Below are 19,589 nucleotides of genomic sequence, written 5' to 3' on the forward strand. Positions count from 1 at the left end.
TAATGCGTTCACAAGTGAAGAACACTATAATATATTTTATTTTTTCAGTTCTATTTCTACAACTCTCTTATGGGCAAAACGTTACCGTTTTAGAAGCAGATAGCGGAACACCAATTCCTGGAGTGACGCTTTACAATCTTAAGAAAAGCAAGACTAGAATCACGGATTTGGATGGTAAAGCCTCATTATCACACTTCAGTGAAAATGAGATGATCGTGTTTCAAGATTTTCTATATGAACAACAACGAGTAACAAAATCTGAAATTTCCAAGAACAATAACATCGTCTATCTCGTTCCAAAAGTGGAAGGGTTAAAACAAATCGTCATTTCAGCCTCTAAATTCGAACAACAAAAACGCGATATTCCACAAACAATCATCAGTATAGACGCCAAAGACATTGCCATGGCAAATCCGCAAACCAGTGCCGATTTATTGGAAAACACAGGGAATATTTACATTCAGAAAAGTCAGTTGGGTGGTGGTAGCCCAATGATAAGAGGATTTTCTACCAATAGGCTTTTAATCACGGTTGATGGCGTGCGAATGAACAATGCCATATTTAGAGGCGGCAATCTTCAAAATGTAATTTCTATAGATCCCTTCGCTATAAAAAATACGGAAGTCACTTTAGGCGCAGGTTCTGTGGTTTATGGTAGTGATGCCATTGGTGGTGTTATGAGTTTTTACACTAAAAAACCACAACTATCGTATAGGGATGATTTGTATTTAACCGCCAATGTGTTAGCCAGATATGCTAGTGCCAACGAAGAAAAAACCGGTCATTTTGATGTCAATTTAGGCTATAGGAAATGGGCGTTTTTAACGAGTGCCAGCTATACCCATTTCGATGATCTTAGAATGGGTAGTAAAGGTCCGACCGACTATCTTAGGCCAGAGTTTGTCATAAGGGAAAATGGCGAAGATGTTATTGTCACCAATCCTAATCCATTAGTGCAAACGCCTACTGGTTACGACCAGATTAACCTGATGCAAAAAGCAAGGTACGAGCCATCCGATAATCTTAATTTTGATTTTGGATTGTACTTTTCTACGACTTCAGATTATTCCAGGTATGATCGATTACTAAGGTACAGAGGCGATAATTTACGTTCTGCCGAATGGAATTACGGGCCACAGCAATGGCTTATGGGAAATTTTCAAATGACCAAATTAAGTAGTAATTCTAATCTGTACGATAAAATCCAGACCACTTTAGCTTATCAAAATTTTAAAGAAAGTAGAGAAGATAGGGATTATCAATCCGCCATCCGTGAGCTAAGATCAGAATCTGTTGATGCGATATCCTTTAATCTAGATTTGGAAAAAAACTTGAATCAGAAAACGAGCGTTTTTTATGGTGCAGAATATCTGCACAATACAGTAGGCTCAGAAGGGCATGAAGAAAATATCGAAACCAATGCAACCGCTCCTAACGTAACGCGCTATCCAGATGGCTCTACATGGCAATCAGTAGCGGCTTATGCCAGTTTAAAGTATAAACCCAATTCTAAATTTGTGTTTCAAACAGGATTACGCTATAATCAAGTGATTGCTAAAGCGGACTTTACGGAGAATAATACATTTTTAAACCTCCCTTTTAATGATGTTGAGATTAATACAGGTGCCTTAACAGGAACGGCTGGCTTTACATGGTCGCCAAGCGAATTGATGCAATGGAAATTAAACGCTTCCACAGCTTTTAGAGCACCAAATATAGATGATATCGGTAAGGTGTTTGATAGCGAACCTGGAGCCGTAGTGGTGCCAAATAATAATCTTGAAGCAGAATATGCCTATAGTGGTGAGCTAGGATTAAAGCTGAATTTCGACAACAAAGTGATCCTGGATATGGCAACCTATTACACCTTTTTAGATAATGCCTTAATCAGAAGAGCTTATAAATTAAATGGCGAAACTGAAATTATGTATGATGGCGAGTTGAGTACGGTTCAAGCCATACAAAATGCTTCAAAAGCATGGATTTATGGGTTTGAAGTAGGTTTGGAGGTCAATTTTTCTAAATATTTAAAATTGCGTTCCCAATATAATGTTATTGGTGGTACCGAAGACAATAATGGAATTGAAGAACCTGTGAGGCATGTGGCTCCAAATTTTGGGCGAACGCATTTCATCTGGAAAAACAATAAATTACAATTAGATGCTTTTTTGGTTTACAATAATGAACTTTCTTATAATCAATTGGCACCTTCAGAAATTGAAAAAGATTATCTCTATGCCTTAGATGCCAATGGAAATCCGTATGCACCATCATGGCATACACTCAATTTTAGAACCCAATATCAGTACAATGATAACTTAAGCATTACGGCGAGCTTGGAAAATATAACCGACCAACGTTACAGACCTTATTCTTCAGGAATTTCGGCTGCTGGTAGAAACCTTATTCTCGCTTTAAAATACACGCTTTAGTATCTGTTTATTTATATTATAAGTATTACAATTTCGATGTTTTCATGTGCATACTTGTCTGCTTTAACATGGTTACAAGCTTTTGTATCTGACCTACAAGTTACCTGAAGGTTATACGGCTTAGATATGTGGCATATACGGAAGCTATACGGATAAGGCCCGAATATCACCCGAAATAACTACGGGTGAACCCATATTGAGATCTGGTAGTGCTTCTTGTTTAAGCCTTGCTACATCTGGCCTATATGAAAAAGCCTCATTTTTTAGATGAGGTTTATTTTACATCATATAACAGCTTTTAATTTTAGCGTTGTTTAATCGCTTTTTTGCTAATAACTTGTCCGTTAGACAAGGTGATTTTAGCAATATAAGCCGATTGACTCAATTGCGATAAGTTATAAACTTCAGTAGCATTGCTGCCTTTTAAATTATAAATGCGTCTTCCTAAGGCATCCAAAATTTCAACATTAGAAATACTATTCTTTTTAGAATTTAATTTGAATTCAACATCACCATTTGGTAATTCAACAATAGTTAAATCATTGGCGTTTATAAAATGATCATCTATAGAAAGTGTGCTTGGTGTAAATACAATTTCGAAGCGGTTGTTGAATTCGCCGGATTCAGATGTAAAAGTATAGTCATTTGCAGAAAGATTATGATACACGTTAAGATTACTATCTTTGAGATAAATATTGTTATCGGTCAAAAATTCGCCTTCAAATTGATGAATTGAAATCGTATATAAAGTAGGAGAGTCAATACTTGTATTGAATCCTAAAGGAATAATTTCATCTAAATTTAAGTGATCCGGATTTTTGCCTTGAATTGCAAACTTTAAAGAATTAGAGTTTTCTAGAAATGAAAATATAGCTGCGTTGGTTTCAACAGATAATTGTCTTTCAGCGTCAAAATACATTCCATCGTTAGCATCTGTTGCACCATTTACATAGGCAATAAGGATTTGGTTGAATACACCATTATCTGTGGTTAAATTCAACCATAATTTATTTGTAGCGCTCGAAGCTGATCTAAAAAATTGATCGTTATTTCCGGTAACTCTCATGCTATTATTAAAAGTAACATTTGTAGTTCTTATATTTCCACTGACTGGTGTTGAAGGCGCACCATCATCCATAGAGACAAAGAAACCTTGACCAGAAGGAATATAAGGATTTGGCATTATCATGTCGCCGCCCATTGTTGCACCAGAACCATTCATAATGGCATAATCACTTTGTGCATAGTTCAGCGCTTCATTCCCATTAGTATTACCATCTGCTGCAGTATTATGTGACCAAAAGAAAATAGCGCCGTAAATACTACCAGCGGCATTTTGGTCTATACTTGCATTGGCAGCTAAGAAACTGACAGCATTAATTGCCGAAGGATATGGATTTCCAATAAAATTCCAGTTATTATCATTGGTTTCCGAATCATTTCTATAAATAGGAACATTATAAACACCGTTATTAAAAGGCCCCTCAAAAATATAATCTATTTGTGTGGGGAAAGACGGAGCAAAACCTTGTGTAGCAGCATAACCTGTACCAGGTAACATAACAGTTGTGCCTGATTCTACTTGCCAATCATTATTGTCATCGTCAATATCATCCTGGCCTGGGAGTGTTCCATCATTGTTATTCACTTCTCTCGTAGCATCTAAGAAGTTTTCTCCTGCAAAAGAAAAAACGCGGTCAAGATTTGCTTCAGCTAAACCGTCACTAACAATTTCACCATATACTGGCGAACTCCAATACGTATATTCTTGACTTGAATTTAATAAAGTTGTTTTTTTAACAACTTGTATTTTGTTTTTATTGGATAAAACATTTCCAGTAACTGTACCTGCATCATTAATCTGAACAAATGAGCCATAAGGTCTAACTACTAAACTACCATCTACAACTAAGTTATTATCAACACGTACAAAATCATTGTCAGAGATAATTAATTCATGAGTATTAGTAATGGTACAACCACAGGCTTCAAAACTAATTTCACCATTTGTAATTTCTGAAGTATCGTAGTCATCATCAATCAAGGCGAAGCGATCTATCGAAGGCGGAACAGACCAAGTGCCATTCCAAGTGGATACACGTACATCGAGTTTAACGGCATTGGATGCTTTGAAACAGGTAGTACTATCCTCTCTTAATTGGCAATAATATTGGTAGCCATCTAAATTAAATGTGTCAATAATATTTAAAGTCGCTGATTGTTGGCCAGTATAATTTGAGTTGCCCGATGATATTTCAGTCCAAGTTGAAGTTCCTGGTTGGTTAAAATACCATTGGTATGCTAAATTTTGTGTGTCTTCAGGTTCGTCGTAAGCTTCACTACCTGTTATGGTAAAGCTCGCTGAAAATTCACAATTGAAATCAGCATCATTAGGTTGATCCTGTACTAAAGGTGCTTCTCCAATTGAGAAATCATAATTACCAATGTCTGAATAGTTGAGTGGAGTTATTAAAGCCCAGTCCGCAGCGTTCCATGTCATACTTGGTAAAGTGGTTCCTGAGAAGTTTCTTCTGTAGGTATAATCACTACCGTTTGGATTAGGGCCATTATATTCCGTACCTACACCTCCAGTAAATGGATTTCCTGAGGTATCTCCCCATAAATCGATATCCATAGAACCATTATTTAGGATTAAGTGATCTGCATCATTAATACCTGTAGTATTAGAGCTAAAATAATCGTTTTGAGATACTGGGTCAACAATATTTGATCCTGTGCCAAATGAAATTACATAGGTATCACCATCGGCAAGCGTTGTACTGTTGGGAATGTCGATGTATCCGCTAGCAAATGAGTTTCCATTACTATGTACTTCGATGAAATAATCTGAAATATCAATTGCCGCTCCTGTACCGTTAAATAATTCAACATAAGAGTGTCCGTCAATAGACGAATCTCTATCTGTGACCTCACTAATAAAGATGTCTGTTGGTAATTCTCCAAGTCCGTCACAACTTGTGATGTCTGAAGTGATTACCGTAAATGGTAAATATCTAGTGCAGCCTGTAACGTCTTCAAAGGATATATTTGAACTAATGGCATTATCAGGAATCCTAATCTGAAATATGGATGGTAATATATAGTCTACAGTTGTTGCTAGACCATCATATAATGCTGTTGCACTGTCAGCATTGGAGCCACTAGTGGTCGTGATTGTCACTACTGTGCCAGCTGGACCATTAATCGGAGACATTTCATAAGTTGCACTATTACATTCACCTATACCTTGAATTGCAAAGGTAAACGGATTTTCGTCACTATCGTTTGTAGCTATTTCTACGTTAGCCGTTCTAATACCTGAGCCAGAAGGGGTGAACGTTATTGTAAAATCGGTATCTTGACCTCCAATAAGACTGGAGTTTGAAGGTTGGGTAGATACTACAAATTCTGAAGCATTGGTTCCTGTGATTTGTACATCTGGACTTCCTGTTAAATTCAACGTAGAAGCACCAATACTCTCTATTGTAAAGGTTTTAACAATTGTATTACCTATGTTGGTAGTGCCAAAAGCCGTGTTGTTTAAACCACTTGTTGTTATATCTCCATTAAAAATAGTGTTGTTATTACCTTCTACATGAATTTCAGCACCCACTGGGCGTACAATATTAATGATGTAATCCTCTACCTCTCCGTATCCAAAACTAGCGCAAGGTGTTGCATAATCGTCGTCGCCGCTATCCGAATTAGAACTCACTCGCATTCTCACGTTCCCAACCGTAGCATTAGACGGTACGGTAATATTAATAGGAGATAATGAAGGTTGTCCATCATTATCATTGTCTAAAATTCCTAGTTCTATAGCCTCATTAGAAGAATTGCTGAAAGAACCATTTCGGTTCCAATCAATCCAGACTTTAACATAGGACGAATAATTTCCACCTGTATTAACATTTACACTCAAAGGATAAGTTTCACCTAAGGTTAGATCAGTAGAAACACTTGTAAAATCGGTATATGCAGGGTTAGAACTAGAGCTCTCATTAATGGTATTTAAAGTTACATTTAGAATACCTGAATCTGTAGAGTTACCTCCTTCACTTGTACAATAGGAAAGACCTGTAGTTTGGCAAATAGAATCACCAGAACTCCATTCACCAGTTGCAATACTTCTTACAAAAATTATATAACAATATTCTACGCCATCTGTTAGTCCATTTACAGTTGTGGTAATCCCATTACCCATAAAAACAATAGAATTTAAACTACTATAGGTTGCATTTGCAGTATAAGTATTGCCATCGACTGGTGTGAACGTTGTGCTTCCTTGGTTTGCTACAATTAGTATCTCATAACAAGACGTTGGTAGTGGGTTTGTCCAAGTTAAGACTGATGAGGTTGGTGCTACCGAAGCTCCAGTCAAGGTTGCGTTAGGCATTCCGATTGTATAGGTGTCGTTCCATGAACCAGAACTATTAATAGCATTTGACCAACCAGTAAGGTTTTCGCTATTGTAGGCTACTACTTTAAACGTATAATCGTTGCCACTGGTTAAGCCTGTTATGGTAGCGTTGGTGTTGGTACCTTTATAAACTGCCTTTCCGAGGGTACCATAGGTGGTAGCTAAAGTGTAATCGGTATTTGCATTATAGGTAGAAGCATCGCCTGCAGCAGCTGGAGTACTTGTTGGAATTGTACTTCCTGTTTGAGCAAACACAATATAGCCTGTAGGACTTGGTGTACCAGATGAAGCATCCCACTCCAGTTCGATACTTGTTTCGGCTAAACAGGCTTCAATATTTCTTGCATTATTAGGGATATCGTTACTTAAATTTAATGTTACTACGTTGGAATTTGTAAAGCCACAACTATTAGTAAGAATACAACGGTATTGGTTGCCGTCCATTGGTGCAGAAGTCGCAGCTGTGGTGTAGGTATCAGTTGTTGCGCCAGAACCTACAGTAACATTAGTCCAAGTGGTGCCTCCATTAGTAGAAACTTGCCATTGATAAGTACTTGCGTCTGAAGAATCGACATTAAAAGTGGCTGTATTTGGAATAACCTCATTTTGATTGGAGGGCTGTGTTGTTATTGTAGGAGAGGTAATTCCTGTACCTGTTAAATTAATGGTTGGTGAATTACTCGTAGGTGTTGTACTAGTTACTGTAATTGTAGCACCTTGAGCACCAACTGCAGATGGCGTAAAAGTAACATCGAAAGTCGCTGTACCAGATGCTGCAATAGTCGTTGATGATAAATTACTAACCACAAATTGTGCGTCATCAGAAGTTACACTAACACCTGCAGCAGATAAAACACCGCTATTAGCTATAGTGTATTGTATTGTTGTTGCTGCAGTACTTGTACATGAAGAGCCATGAATTGCTGTTCCTGTTATTGCTAAGTTTGGATCTGAAGCGACACAATCCGATACGGTGAAGTTACCTCCTGCATAAGTTTGCTGTGCTGTATTATCGGTAAGGGTCCAATTTGCATTATTATTAATTGCTGCTAATAAAGCTGCTCTAGTATCGTTAGTTAATGTGCCATTGTATGCACAATTATCAACTTGTGGACTTATCGCTATGGCTGTTGTTCCGTTAACTAATCCAGCAGGTAAATTACCGTCGTTGGTACCACCCCAAGATCCACCATCATTACTTAAGGCGGCAATAAATGTTGGAGAAGCAGTTGTGCCTTGATATGCAAGGATAGAATCTCCACTTCCAGCAAAGTTCAGGTCATTGGTTTCTGTAACGCTTCCCGCACTTGCTGAAGGAGTTGTAGTAATTGTGACAATACTTCCACAAGAAACTCCACCGCCTGGTGCAGTCCAAGTAATAGTTCCTTCACCACCGGTCAAATCGTTTTCTTCATTATCAGTAAAATTAATGACTTCACCAGCTGGAATGTCCACTAACGCTACAAAAACAAATTCGTCTGTGCCATCAGCATTATATTGTACAAATGCAATGTCACCAGAATTAAGCTGAGCATTCAATATATAACAACTTAGAAATAGCACAAGAGATAAAAAGTAATTCTTAATCATAGGGATAATTAAATGGATTAATTGCTTGCAAAGATATATCAAAATCCTTGTAAGTCAGGACTTTGAAAGGTACGTATTTATTAACAAATTGTTAAATATCATTATCGTTTTTCTATTAAAAACAAAGTTTACCGATAAAGTACGATATCAGAATTTTAATACTCAAATTGGGCGCTAGTTTTTCAAATTTCAGAAAATCGAAGTTTATAGTTATTGTATTGTATTTTTGAGGCGATGAATACACATAAAACCTATACCGTTAACGAAGCGCAAAAAAAGTTGGAACATTATTGTGCCTACCAAGAGCGTTGCCATAAAGAGGTTCGGATAAAGCTAAAGGTAATGAACATGATTCCTGAGGCTATCGACGTGATCATTGTACATTTAATTGCGCATAATTTCTTAAACGAAGAACGTTTTGCGAAGGCTTTTGTCCGTGGGAAATTCAGAATTAAAAAATGGGGCAAGAACCGTTTGGTAAGGGAATTGAAATTCAGGGAGATTTCTAAATATAGCATTGATGCGGCCTTAAAAGAAATCGATTTAGACGATTACTATAAAACCTTGGATGAATTAACCTTAAAGCGCATCGCCCAAGTGAGTGAAAAAAATAGCTACAAGAAGAAAAAAAAGGTGGCCGATTATTTATTGTACAGAGGGTGGGAATCGCACTTGGTGTATGAAAAATTGAATGAATATATTAAGAACTCATCATGACAAAGGTTGAACTGATTCTTTTCGGAAATTTTAAAAATTAAAATAGAGTTTGTATTGAGAAAAAGAGATAAGATGCTGAAACCGTAGATTTTCAAAATATATTTTTTTAACCAAACCAAATTAAGAGCTCAACACCTAATTTCCGACAGGGTCGGAATCAACGATTTTCAGAAATAATGAGCAAAAAAGATGTTTCTGAAAATAAATCTAGGATTGGAACTAATAGGAAATTAAAATCCTAAAACATTAATGTATTAGCGAATGGTGCTCGCAATTTCCTAACAAATCGTTTTGATTTTTTGGTTCGTTTTGCATCAAGGCAAAATGAACATATTAAAAATAAACAAACCTCAACCAACACTCTTGTTATTTGTTGTTTTATATGTTCTAGCAAATTCAAAAATCAACAAATAAAAGCATTATCGGTACTGACGAATGAGCTTATTAAAACTGTTACTCCACTTTATAAGTTTTCAGTAATCATACTTTTAAAACAAAAAAAAGCCTTTCCAATCCCGATAACTATTGGGTGAAAAGGCTAATAGTATATTTTGTTGAGTAAGCTTTTAAATGTTAAAAACAGCACCCAAGTTTAAAGTAAACTGATTGTGTATATCAACTATGTTGTCCTTATCATATTTAGCTAAAGGAAAATTCGCTTCTGTATAAACACCAAAACCTTCCGTAAAGAAATAACGCGCGCCAAGATGCCCACCAAAGTTTTTAAGGCTGAGGTTTAAACCAGGATACAAATCAAAATTTTCATCAATGTTAATGACATTGCCCAAATTTGCATTAAAACGTGCTTTTAAGTCAAATCGATCTTCAAAATCAAGATTTTCTATACCACTAGCGCCTCCTAAAGCATAAGAAGAAGAAACACCTACCGAAATATTTGCGCCTAATCCATAATCGAAACTCGCATTGATTCCTGTGGCCATATCTTGAAAATTAGCACCAACTTGAAATTTAGTATCGCCTTTACCTTCAAAAGCTTGTGCATTACCAAAACTAAAAGCCAATAAAGCGACTATTACTACAATATTTTTCATGTTTTAAATTTTAAAAATTCGGGCAAAGATACAAATAGAAATCCAAATGACGAGAAAAAAATTTCAATGAGTTATAAATCAGAAAATTATCCAAAACGCTTGGTGTTTGTAATAGCCTTTTTGTTTTTCCAGTCAATCCATTTTTGGCCTTTTATACGTCGCATTATAGTATCAACATTCCGCATCACAAGAATATTATAAATGGCTTTACCTAGGTTTACCGGGTTCCTTGCTATGGCTCTTAAGCTCATGGAAAATCCCGGTGTAATGTAACGCATATAATGCCAATACCCTTCTGGCATATAAAGCACTTCACCATGGTTTAAATCGCAAATCCAACCTTTGGCATTTTTTAGCGCTGGCCACTTTTCAAAATCAGGGTTTTTAAAATCGATATCCTCTCTTGCAATTAAAGCATGCGGGACTTTGTATAAATATTTAGTTTGGTTTTGGTCGAATAAAATACATTGCTTTTTACCTTCAAAATGAAAATGGAAAATATTAGCCAAATCAATATCATAGTGCATAAACGTATAGGAGTCCGTGCCGCCAAAAAATAACATCGGCAGTTTTTTCATCAGACTAACACCAAAATCAGGAAAGGTAAAATCGTTTTGAAGCTGTGGTACTTTCTTTAGTATGTTCCAGAGAAAAATACGGTATTTTGTAGGTTCGCGCTTTAGCAAATCTACATAATCGCTCATTTTCATCTCGGCATGCGGTTGGTTAAAGCCATCTGCATGGTTGACATGTCGGTCATCATAAAGTGGTACAGTTAAGTCTCCAGCAACCTCTTTGATGTAGTCTAAATTCCACTTGGTGTACGCTGGCCAATCGTCAATAAATCGCTCAATAACCACAGGCTTTTGTGGTTTAAAATAATGCTTTATAAAATCAGCTTTTGTGATCGTCCCAACACGAGGAATGTCTTGTAGATTTAATTGCAAATTCTAGATTTTAAGTCAAGATAAGTTCGTGGTCAAAGTTATAAAAACCTTACTAAAACACGACTATTGTGGGAGCAGAATTATAGTTAAATTTAGTTTAAAGCCATTTAGATTCACGTTCCGTAGCATCTAACACATCAATGTTCAGAACAGTGGCAATCTCTTTTGCAACATCAAAAGCTTTTTGAGTATCTTCAGTAACGAAGGCTTCAATTTTTCGATTGGTATTATAGAATAGATTGACTTTTATAACCGCCTTCTTTACCATTGTTTCCGCGGTTAAGGCTCTAACTTTTGTAGATTGAGTGGTTGCAAAGACAGATATATATTCTATTTCTGGTAAATCTTTCCATTTCCCAAAGGTTAAGCTAAATAAACTCAATGTGTTTCTGTACGTTTTCTGTTCTAGGTTAATTTCAATACCATCCGTATGAAAAAAATATGCTCCCAATCCGCAGAATATCAATCCGAAAATACTTGCTGACAAAGCGATAATTCCTAATAAGAAAAGACCAGCACCAAAAATGAATTTCATTATGGGTACTGATCTTTTGTAAACTATTTTATTTAAATTAAAAAGATTTTATTTTTCCGATTTATCAATCTTAGCATCGTCTGCTTCAATCTCTTTTTTGTCTTTTCCCTTTAAATATTCTGGCAAGTCCATACCAGCCATATTAAACATTTCCTGTAAAGGTGGCACTGATTTATACATGCCAGAAAGGAAATTAGCAGTTGATGATTTTCCGTCTTCACCGTTGGCTCCGCTATCCCAAACCGTCACTTTATCGATTTTGATATTCTTGATGGCTTCTGCTTGCGTTTTTACCAATTCCGGTAATTTATCGGCAATTAATAATAATACCGCATCTCGACTGTTATTGCCAGCGGCTCTCACAATTTCTTGTAAACCTGCAGCTTGTTTAGTTAACACTTCAAACTGACCTTGTGCTTCTGCTTGTGCTTTAAAAAGGATGGCATCCGCTTCACCTTTTGCTTTACGTCTAATGCGCTCAGCTTCGGCTTCAGCATCAATCTCTACTTTGCGTTTATCAATTTCTGCAGGTACAATAATATCGGCCATTTGAGAGGAACGCTCGCGTTCTGCTCTCGCTGTTTCGGCTTCCTGCTCTGCAGCATAAGACTCTTGTAAGGCTTTGGCACTTTGTACTTTCTCAGAAGCAATGGCGACGCGTTCGGCTTCGGCTTCACGCTGACGACGTAACGAATCGGAATTGGCAACGGCAATCTTCGCCGTGTTTTCACCTTCCACAGCTTGTGCGTTTGCAGCGGCTACTTGGGTTCTTTCATCTTGTACGGCATTGGCTTCACCGATAGAACCATCCCTTGTTTTCTCAGCAACCGATTTACGTGCAGCGTTAATAGCGTGTGCAGCAGCTTCTTTACCAAGTGCTTCGATATAGCCAGACTCGTCAACAATATCCGTGATGTTTACGTTGATCAGTTTTAAACCTACTTTCTTTAATTCCGTTTCAACAGACTGCGAAATATTGGTTAAGAATTTATCCCTATCATTATTGATTTCCTCAATATCCATAGAGGCGACCACCAAACGTAATTGTCCGAAAATGATTTCCTTAGCTAATTCTTGTACATCTTGTGCGCCCAATCCCAATAAACGCTCTGCAGCATTTTGCATAACGCCAGGCTCGGTAGAAACACCAATGGTAAAACGTGATGGCACATTAACACGAATGTTCTGTTTAGATAAGGCATTGACCAAATTCACTTCGATAGAAATTGGTGTTAAATCCAAGAATTCATAATCTTGAATCACAGGAATGATAAAAGCCGCGCCACCATGGATACATTTGGCAGATTGTCCGCCGCCCACTTTTCCATAGACCACTAAAATCCGGTCCGATGGACAACGCTTGTAGCGTTTTATTAAAATAAGTAAGGTCACAATAATAAATAAAGCAACGAAAATCAGTAGCATCGGTCCGCCTAAGCTTTCCGCATTAAAATTCTCTTGAATGGTTAGTAAATACATAGTTTAGAAATTTGAAGGTTAATTTTATTTTGAAAGTTTCTTTTGAGCGTCGATACTCAATAAAGGGTCATTTTGGGCTTTTGAGGGCTCAATGGGTTTTCGGGTGTGGTCAACGATGAGAATGCCGTTGGATGTGACATCGACCACTTTTATAATGGTGCCCGTTTTTAATTCGGTAAACGAATCGGTCAGTGCATCTAATGTACGCATGGTACCTTGCACACTAACACTTACTTTTCCCATTTTAGAGCGATCAGCTCCAATGGTTAAATAAACTTCGCCAACAGCATCGAGTGCATTCTTATAATTTAGAGTGCCACTATCTGAGAGTTTACTTATAAAGTAGAATAGTGCAGCCATAATGACCATCATCAATAAACCACAAATCACAGATATGATGATGGTTAGTGGTGTGGAGAGTCCTGCATCGATACAGGCAATGCCACTCCAACCGAATATGGTAAAAAAGCCCACCAGGTTTTTAAAGGATATAAATTGAAAGCCTGCACCATCAGCATCAATATCGGAGTCTAAATCACCAATTTCGTCAGCGTCGCCACCTATAAAAGCCATGATCATCACTACAGAAAAAATTAGAGAGCCAATGATGGCTACCAACCAATACATTTTGGATAGAAATTCTAAATTTGAAAACCATTCAGTCATAACGCGGAGATTAATGAGTTTATAAATATACGACCATTGTAAGATTATTACATCTTAATTTTTGAAAGTTAATCGGTCACAGCATCACCACCAAGAATGACGTTTATGGTCATGGTTATGTTTGAAATCTTTTATTGGATTAGAAATATCCAATTAAGGAATGTCAATTGTATGGTGATGGTTAAAGTAGTAAGGTCGTCTCTATACTTTAAATTGTGAATTGTATTTGGGTAAAGATCGACTTTCAATATATCAGTATATCATGAAAGAATTTTGTTACAGAAATTTTGAAAATTATTTTTTTGAAGTTGTCCTGCAAGGTTTCAAAAACCTTGTAGGTATTGCTTAACATATAAGTGCTCTTTTTTTAGCTAAGAGATTCACATTTTATACCTACAAGGTCAAAAAAGACCTTGCAGGATATTTTACGATTATAATTTGGTTTTCATTGATAAAATGGGGTTGTCTACGGCTATGTTTTTTCAATTCATAGGAAATTCAGTGTTGCAATCCTCACATTTGTATTGGTATCGTGTGCTAAAGGGCAATGTTCCTGTTATAAAACCAATAAGAAAAGACATCAAGGATTTAAAGTCGTTGATGGTGGAATAGAGTTCAATATGGTTGCTTCCACAATTAGGACAAACAATCGGCTCACCGTCGTCATTGACCGAAAAGGCTTTTATGGCTTTTAAAATTTCCAAGGCTTTTTCTTCGTCTTCGGCAAGTACTTTGAGTTTAATGCCTCCAATGGCATTACTGACCAAAGGATCTGTATCAATGGTGATATTGTCTTTTAAGAACACTTTGATGCCATCAGACTCTAATCGGCCTTTTATGATTTCGGCTTCTGCGGAGTATTGGAATTTGGCTATGGTGACGAAGGTGTTTTGCATAAATCGTAGGTGAGTAACATTAGTCGTAATATTCGATTTTTCCTGTCTTTTTATAGGCCTCTTTATCTATCCATTGATGATGACCTCTTTTTCTTGCATCAAGTAATTCTATATCTAGTTTTTCGGCAATTGCGAATGCTTCTTTTACGACGTTTTCATAATGGTCATAAACAAATAAATTAATGATCTCATTTTTATTGTGCCATAGATTTACTTCATAACCGTTCTCTGTTTTGAATACTGAGATATATTTTAAATTCTTTAAATCTTTCCATTTTTTACTAATGCTAAAACGACCTAAAGAAGTTTCATATTTTATTTTTTTATAGGTAAAATTAAGATGTATAGATTTTGTTGTCAAATTAGGAAGTACCATATAATTAATAACAACAAAACCAAGAGCTATTAAAAAAACTATGTTAGTGTTATTATCTGTTGTGATGAAATAATAACAAATTGATGAATAAATAGTTAGGATAAATGCAATTAAAACACTTTGCCATATTGAAATATCAGGCTCTCTAATTGTAAATTCTTTTTCTATCATTACGACGAAGATAATATTTATTGCTATTGATTCCGATTCGCCGAAAGAGAATAAGGGTTATTTTTAGACCTCGCAGGTTTCAAAAACCTAGCAGGTCTAGTTGATAGATTTAACTATTTTCAATAAATAATTATTGTTTATCAATAATTTTAGTATATTTATTATTGTTAAACGATAATTTATCAAAAATGAGAAAGTTAACTATTCTAAAAAGCTTGATAGATTTTGTCTGGATTGTAACCTGTATTCCTGCTATTCTATTGCTTTTATTTTTTACTGTTTATATGTTTATTGAGCCAGAGGTTTTGAAAATGGTTTTTGAAACAGAGGACATTCTAATTCAAACTTCTACAGCTACCGTTCAGATATTAGGATTACTGTATATTGTTGTGTGTTTTGTCTCAATTTATTGTGTTTATCTGTTCAGAAAAACTATAAGTTATTTTCAGAAGGTACAACCTTTTCATACTTATGTTATTGACAATTATTATAAAATTGGTTATCTGCTTATAGGAATAGGAATTTCTTTTTCAGTTTTATATTTTTTAGCGCAATTATTTCTTACCACAGAATTTAAAATCCATATAGGATGGAGTCCTTATTTAATGTTAATCTGTCTTGGCTTGTTTTTTATGGTATTGAGTGAAGTGTTTAAAGTAGCAAAGCATACTAAGGAAGAAAACGAATTAACGATATAGTATGCCCATAATTGTTAACCTAGACATAATGTTAGTCAAACGCGGCATGAAGAGTAACGAGCTCGCAGAACTAGTTGGTATCACCACGGCAAATCTTTCCATTTTAAAAACAGGAAAAGCAAAAGCGATTCGGTTTTCAACCTTAGAAGCCATCTGTAAGGCTTTAGATTGCCAACCTAGTGATATTTTAGAATATGTTGAAGCTCATTAATACTCAAAACAAAATACAATTTTGATCAACGTTAAATTGCAGCCAATTAACCTCTTTTTTTTTGTAGCTTCTTATTTGTTTTAATACCTTACTTTTCCTAATAATAAAAAAATTGCAATTAAGATTTTACCTTGTTCTAATATTATTCTTTTCTAATGTTACTGTCTGTATAGCGCAATTGAACGCTTCATTAATTGGAGATGCCATTGACCAAGGCAATAATTGCTTTACCATTACTCAAGACTTGGAAGCCCAGTCTGGAGGGGTTTGGTACGCGAATCCCATCGATTTTGATGACGACTTTACAATTATATATCAAAACAATTTTGGTTCTAAGGACATTAATGGTGCAGACGGTATGGCATTAGTGTTTAAAGGAAATCCGTCACCCCAATTAGGGAATTCTGGTGGTGGCCTAGGTTACCAAGGGATTTCTCCCTCGTTGGTAATCGAATTTGACACCTATCAAAATAACAGTTCAGAAGTGGGTTCTCTGGGTGACCCAATTTTCGATCATATTGCCATAATGCGCGACGGAAATCCAGGTCACAACAGTTCATCCAATTTAGGTGGTCCAATCCAGGCAAGTGCAACCAGTCAAAATATTGAAGATGGAAATACACATGATATAAAAATTGAATGGAGTGCCGCATCGAGCGTTCTTAGAGTTTATTTTGACTGCGAACTCAGACTCGCCTTAAATTATGATGTTAAAGAATTGATATTTTCAGGTGATGATGCCGTGTTTTTCGGATTTGTTGGTTCTACAGGTGGAATGAGCAATATACATGAAGTCTGCTTCAACAGCGTCTCTTTTGTAGATAATCTTCAATTACAGGACGATTTTATTTGCGAAGGTTCTTCTAAAATTATTGATGCCACCATCCCTAGTGGACAGACCTATTCATGGTCGCCTACAAATGGAATCAGTAATCCGGGTGTTGCCAATCCAACATTTTCGCCGACAACAACAACGACATACACGATTGTTATTGCTGATGTCTGTGGAAATATTACAACCGAAGAATTTACGCTATCCGTTCTCGATGTTGAAGATCCAATATTTAATGCCGTAGAGGCTATATGCGTGGGTAATAATTTACCCAACCTTCCAACAACTTCTACCAATGGGGTTACTGGGACTTGGTCTCCAGCTTTAAACAATACTGAAACAACGGTCTACACTTTTACACCTTCTGATGGGCAATGCGCTAATGAGGTAACATTGACCGTTGAGGTGATTCCGAATGCTATCCCAACTTTTGACACTATAAATCCAATTTGCCCAGGTCAGTTTTTGGATGAACTGCCCACAACCTCTAATAATAACTTCACTGGTTCGTGGTCTCCCGAGATTAATAATATGGAAACTACGGTATATACTTTTACACCGAGTTTAGGGCAAGGTTGTGTTGCGCCTACGACCTTGGAAGTTGTGGTGACAGATCCTATAATCCCTACTTTTGATATCGTTGATTTTATTTGTGATGGTGCTTTTTTAAATGATCTGCCGACCGTGTCAAACAATAGTATATCAGGTGCTTGGTCTCCTATGTTGGATAATTCTGAAACCACTACTTATACGTTTACACCTAATGCTAACCAATGTGCAGGTGAGACCACTTGGACGATTGAAGTTATTCCTAACGCTGAACTTTTTTTAGAGGTCGAAATGATTTCGGAACCTTTTAGCGATAATCAAACTGTAATTGCGACCGTTACTGGAAGCACAGGTGCCAATGAATTTCAGCTTGATGATGGGCCTTGGGTAAGTAACAATATGTTTAATCAAGTATCTGGTTGTGAGGAGCATGTAATTAGGGTCCGGGAAATTTCTGGTTGTGGCAATGTTGCTAGCGAGATATTTCGAATTCTGGAATATCCCAAATTCTTCACGCCAAATGGTGATACTTTGAATAAAGTTTGGAATATTGAGTGCTTGAATGATCAGCCTTCTGCAAGAATTGATATTTTTGATAGATACGGGAAATTGCTTGTCGTTATCGAGCCGAGTCGTTATGGTTGGGATGGGACTTACAATGGTGTACTTATGCCTACTAGTGATTATTGGTTCAGGGTTGAATATTTTGGAGAGGACGGCTCTCCAAGAGTATTTACTTCCCATTTCACATTAAAACGGTAGACTTACTGATGCCGATTTGCCAATAAAGGAGGCGGCTCACCATTAAAAGGATTCCAGCGACTAATGGTTTTGGCTTCCATACCCGCAGCACTCATTACGGCTCTATCACCATAACGTTCACGCATTTTATCCATGGCATTACAGAGGTTGAGGTGCATTTCGTTGTCCTCAAACAAATTGACTTGATGGCCGCCTTCTACCAAATGACTAAACCGAACTCCGATTAATCGCACTAAAAGCCTGCGATGATACAGTTTTTTAAATAAATCCAATACCACAGGAATAATGGTATGATCCATGGCACTATAAGGAATCCGTTGCTGTTGCGTATAGGTCTGAAAGTCGGAATACCGAATTTTAAACGTCACGCAAGCGGTTAACTTATGGCCACGACGCAATTGGTAGGCTAAATTTTCTGCCATGGCAATGACCAAACCTTTTAGTTTATTTACATCTGTAGTATCCTGTCCAAAAGTACGTTCGGTAGAAATGGATTTTCGTTCGTGATACTGTACCACAGGCGAGTTGTCTATACCATTGGCTTTTTTCCAAATCACCAATCCATTTTTGCCCAAAACTTTATGCATCAGTTCCATGGGCATTTCTTGTACCGTTTTTATACGTTTAACGCCTAAATCACAAAGCGATTTGTAAGTGACGTTCCCAACCATTGGAATTTTTTTAACCGAAAGTGGCGCTAAAAACGGTTTTTCGTTACCAGAAATAATCCGGATTTCATTATTGGGCTTTGCTTCGCCAGTGGCTATTTTTGAAACTGTTTTATTGAGCGATAAGCCAAAGGAAATGGGTAAACCAGTTTCTTTAATGATTTTCTGGCGTAATTCTGAAGCCAACTTGTAGCAACCAAAGAATTTATCCATTCCCGTGAGATCCATGTAAAACTCGTCAATGGATGTTTTTTCATAAAGCGGCACACTTTCTTTGATAACATCAGTGACATCGTTGGAGAATTTGGTATAAATGCCAGAGTTTCCTCTTAATACGATAGCTTCAGGGCACAGCTGTTTGGCCATACGCATTGGCATGGCAGAATGGACGCCAAATGTGCGGGCTTCGTAACTGCAGGAAGCCACAACACCTCTATCGCTGGTGCCACCAATGAGTACGGGTTTGCCAATGAGACGACTATCGAGCAGGCGTTCGCAAGACACAAAAAAGGTGTCTAAATCCATGTGTACTATTGATCTGTTGTTGTTCATTGTATCATTAACGTCAGTTCGAGTGGCAATTTTAAT

The 19,589-nt window shown here is 36.8% G+C and carries 14 protein-coding genes; 5 read left to right on the plus strand and 9 right to left on the minus strand.

The features are described 5' to 3' along the window. Nucleotides 1-2 precede the first annotated feature (2 nt). Nucleotides 3-2,432 (plus strand): TonB-dependent receptor plug domain-containing protein, encoded by a 2,430-nt coding sequence (locus HM987_RS00125; protein WP_179004167.1) that lies wholly within the window; start codon nucleotides 3-5, stop codon nucleotides 2,430-2,432. Nucleotides 2,433-2,736: 304 nt separating this feature from the next. On the opposite strand, the gene HM987_RS00130 is transcribed toward HM987_RS00125, so the two are convergent. Then, nucleotides 2,737-8,442, minus strand: coding sequence for a GEVED domain-containing protein (locus tag HM987_RS00130; RefSeq protein ID WP_179004169.1), 5,706 nt, complete (start codon nucleotides 8,440-8,442; stop codon nucleotides 2,737-2,739). Nucleotides 8,443-8,676: 234 nt separating this feature from the next. Here HM987_RS00130 and HM987_RS00135 point away from each other — a divergent pair, with 234 nt between their 5' ends. Then, complete coding sequence (locus HM987_RS00135) at nucleotides 8,677-9,159, plus strand: regulatory protein RecX (protein ID WP_179004171.1); 483 nt, start codon at nucleotides 8,677-8,679, stop codon at nucleotides 9,157-9,159. A 566-nt stretch (nucleotides 9,160-9,725) separates the two neighbouring features. Here the strand turns inward: HM987_RS00135 and HM987_RS00140 are convergent. From HM987_RS00140 to HM987_RS00170, 7 genes are all read right to left on the minus strand, one after another. Beyond that, a complete protein-coding gene (locus tag HM987_RS00140) occupies nucleotides 9,726-10,211 on the minus strand; it encodes a DUF6646 family protein (RefSeq protein WP_179004172.1) in 486 nt (161 codons plus the stop codon). Between the two features lie 86 nt (nucleotides 10,212-10,297). Continuing rightward, the gene (locus HM987_RS00145; RefSeq protein WP_179004174.1) at nucleotides 10,298-11,158 is read right to left on the minus strand and encodes a cupin-like domain-containing protein; all 861 of its coding nucleotides are present in this window, start codon (nucleotides 11,156-11,158) and stop codon (nucleotides 10,298-10,300) included. Between the two features lie 97 nt (nucleotides 11,159-11,255). Then, nucleotides 11,256-11,693 (minus strand): hypothetical protein, encoded by a 438-nt coding sequence (locus tag HM987_RS00150; protein WP_179004175.1) that lies wholly within the window; start codon nucleotides 11,691-11,693, stop codon nucleotides 11,256-11,258. 48 nt (nucleotides 11,694-11,741) lie between these two features. Next, nucleotides 11,742-13,172 carry a flotillin family protein gene (locus HM987_RS00155; protein WP_179004177.1) on the minus strand — a complete coding sequence of 477 codons (1,431 nt, stop codon included), beginning with the start codon at nucleotides 13,170-13,172 and terminating at the stop codon, nucleotides 11,742-11,744. A 24-nt stretch (nucleotides 13,173-13,196) separates the two neighbouring features. After that, a complete protein-coding gene (locus HM987_RS00160; RefSeq protein WP_229724537.1) occupies nucleotides 13,197-13,838 on the minus strand; it encodes a hypothetical protein in 642 nt (213 codons plus the stop codon). Between the two features lie 482 nt (nucleotides 13,839-14,320). Continuing rightward, nucleotides 14,321-14,734: a putative signal transducing protein gene (locus tag HM987_RS00165; protein ID WP_179004178.1), complete on the minus strand. Its 414-nt coding sequence runs from the start codon at nucleotides 14,732-14,734 to the stop codon at nucleotides 14,321-14,323. A gap of 19 nt (nucleotides 14,735-14,753) precedes the next feature. Next, the gene (locus HM987_RS00170) at nucleotides 14,754-15,281 is read right to left on the minus strand and encodes a hypothetical protein (protein WP_179004181.1); all 528 of its coding nucleotides are present in this window, start codon (nucleotides 15,279-15,281) and stop codon (nucleotides 14,754-14,756) included. A gap of 188 nt (nucleotides 15,282-15,469) precedes the next feature. On the opposite strand from HM987_RS00170, the gene HM987_RS00175 reads away from it, so the two are divergent. The 3 genes from HM987_RS00175 to HM987_RS00185 all read left to right on the plus strand — a co-directional run bounded on the left by HM987_RS00175 (nucleotide 15,470) and on the right by HM987_RS00185 (nucleotide 18,333). After that, nucleotides 15,470-15,979: a DUF2975 domain-containing protein gene (locus HM987_RS00175; RefSeq protein ID WP_179004183.1), complete on the plus strand. Its 510-nt coding sequence runs from the start codon at nucleotides 15,470-15,472 to the stop codon at nucleotides 15,977-15,979. Nucleotide 15,980: 1 nt separating this feature from the next. Next, entirely contained in the window at nucleotides 15,981-16,190 is a 210-nt protein-coding gene (locus HM987_RS00180) for a helix-turn-helix domain-containing protein (protein ID WP_179004185.1), read from the plus strand. A gap of 112 nt (nucleotides 16,191-16,302) precedes the next feature. After that, nucleotides 16,303-18,333, plus strand: a complete 2,031-nt coding sequence (locus HM987_RS00185; RefSeq protein WP_179004187.1) for a lectin-like domain-containing protein — start codon at nucleotides 16,303-16,305, stop codon at nucleotides 18,331-18,333. Between the two features lie 2 nt (nucleotides 18,334-18,335). Here HM987_RS00185 and dinB read toward each other — a convergent pair whose 3' ends face one another. Continuing rightward, on the minus strand, nucleotides 18,336-19,553 hold the full coding sequence (gene dinB / locus HM987_RS00190) for a DNA polymerase IV (RefSeq protein WP_179009777.1): 1,218 nt from the start codon (nucleotides 19,551-19,553) through the stop codon (nucleotides 18,336-18,338). Nucleotides 19,554-19,589: the final 36 nt, after the last annotated feature.

This window comes from Winogradskyella forsetii (genome assembly GCF_013394595.1).
In the GTDB taxonomy this organism is placed as follows: domain Bacteria; phylum Bacteroidota; class Bacteroidia; order Flavobacteriales; family Flavobacteriaceae; genus Winogradskyella; species Winogradskyella forsetii.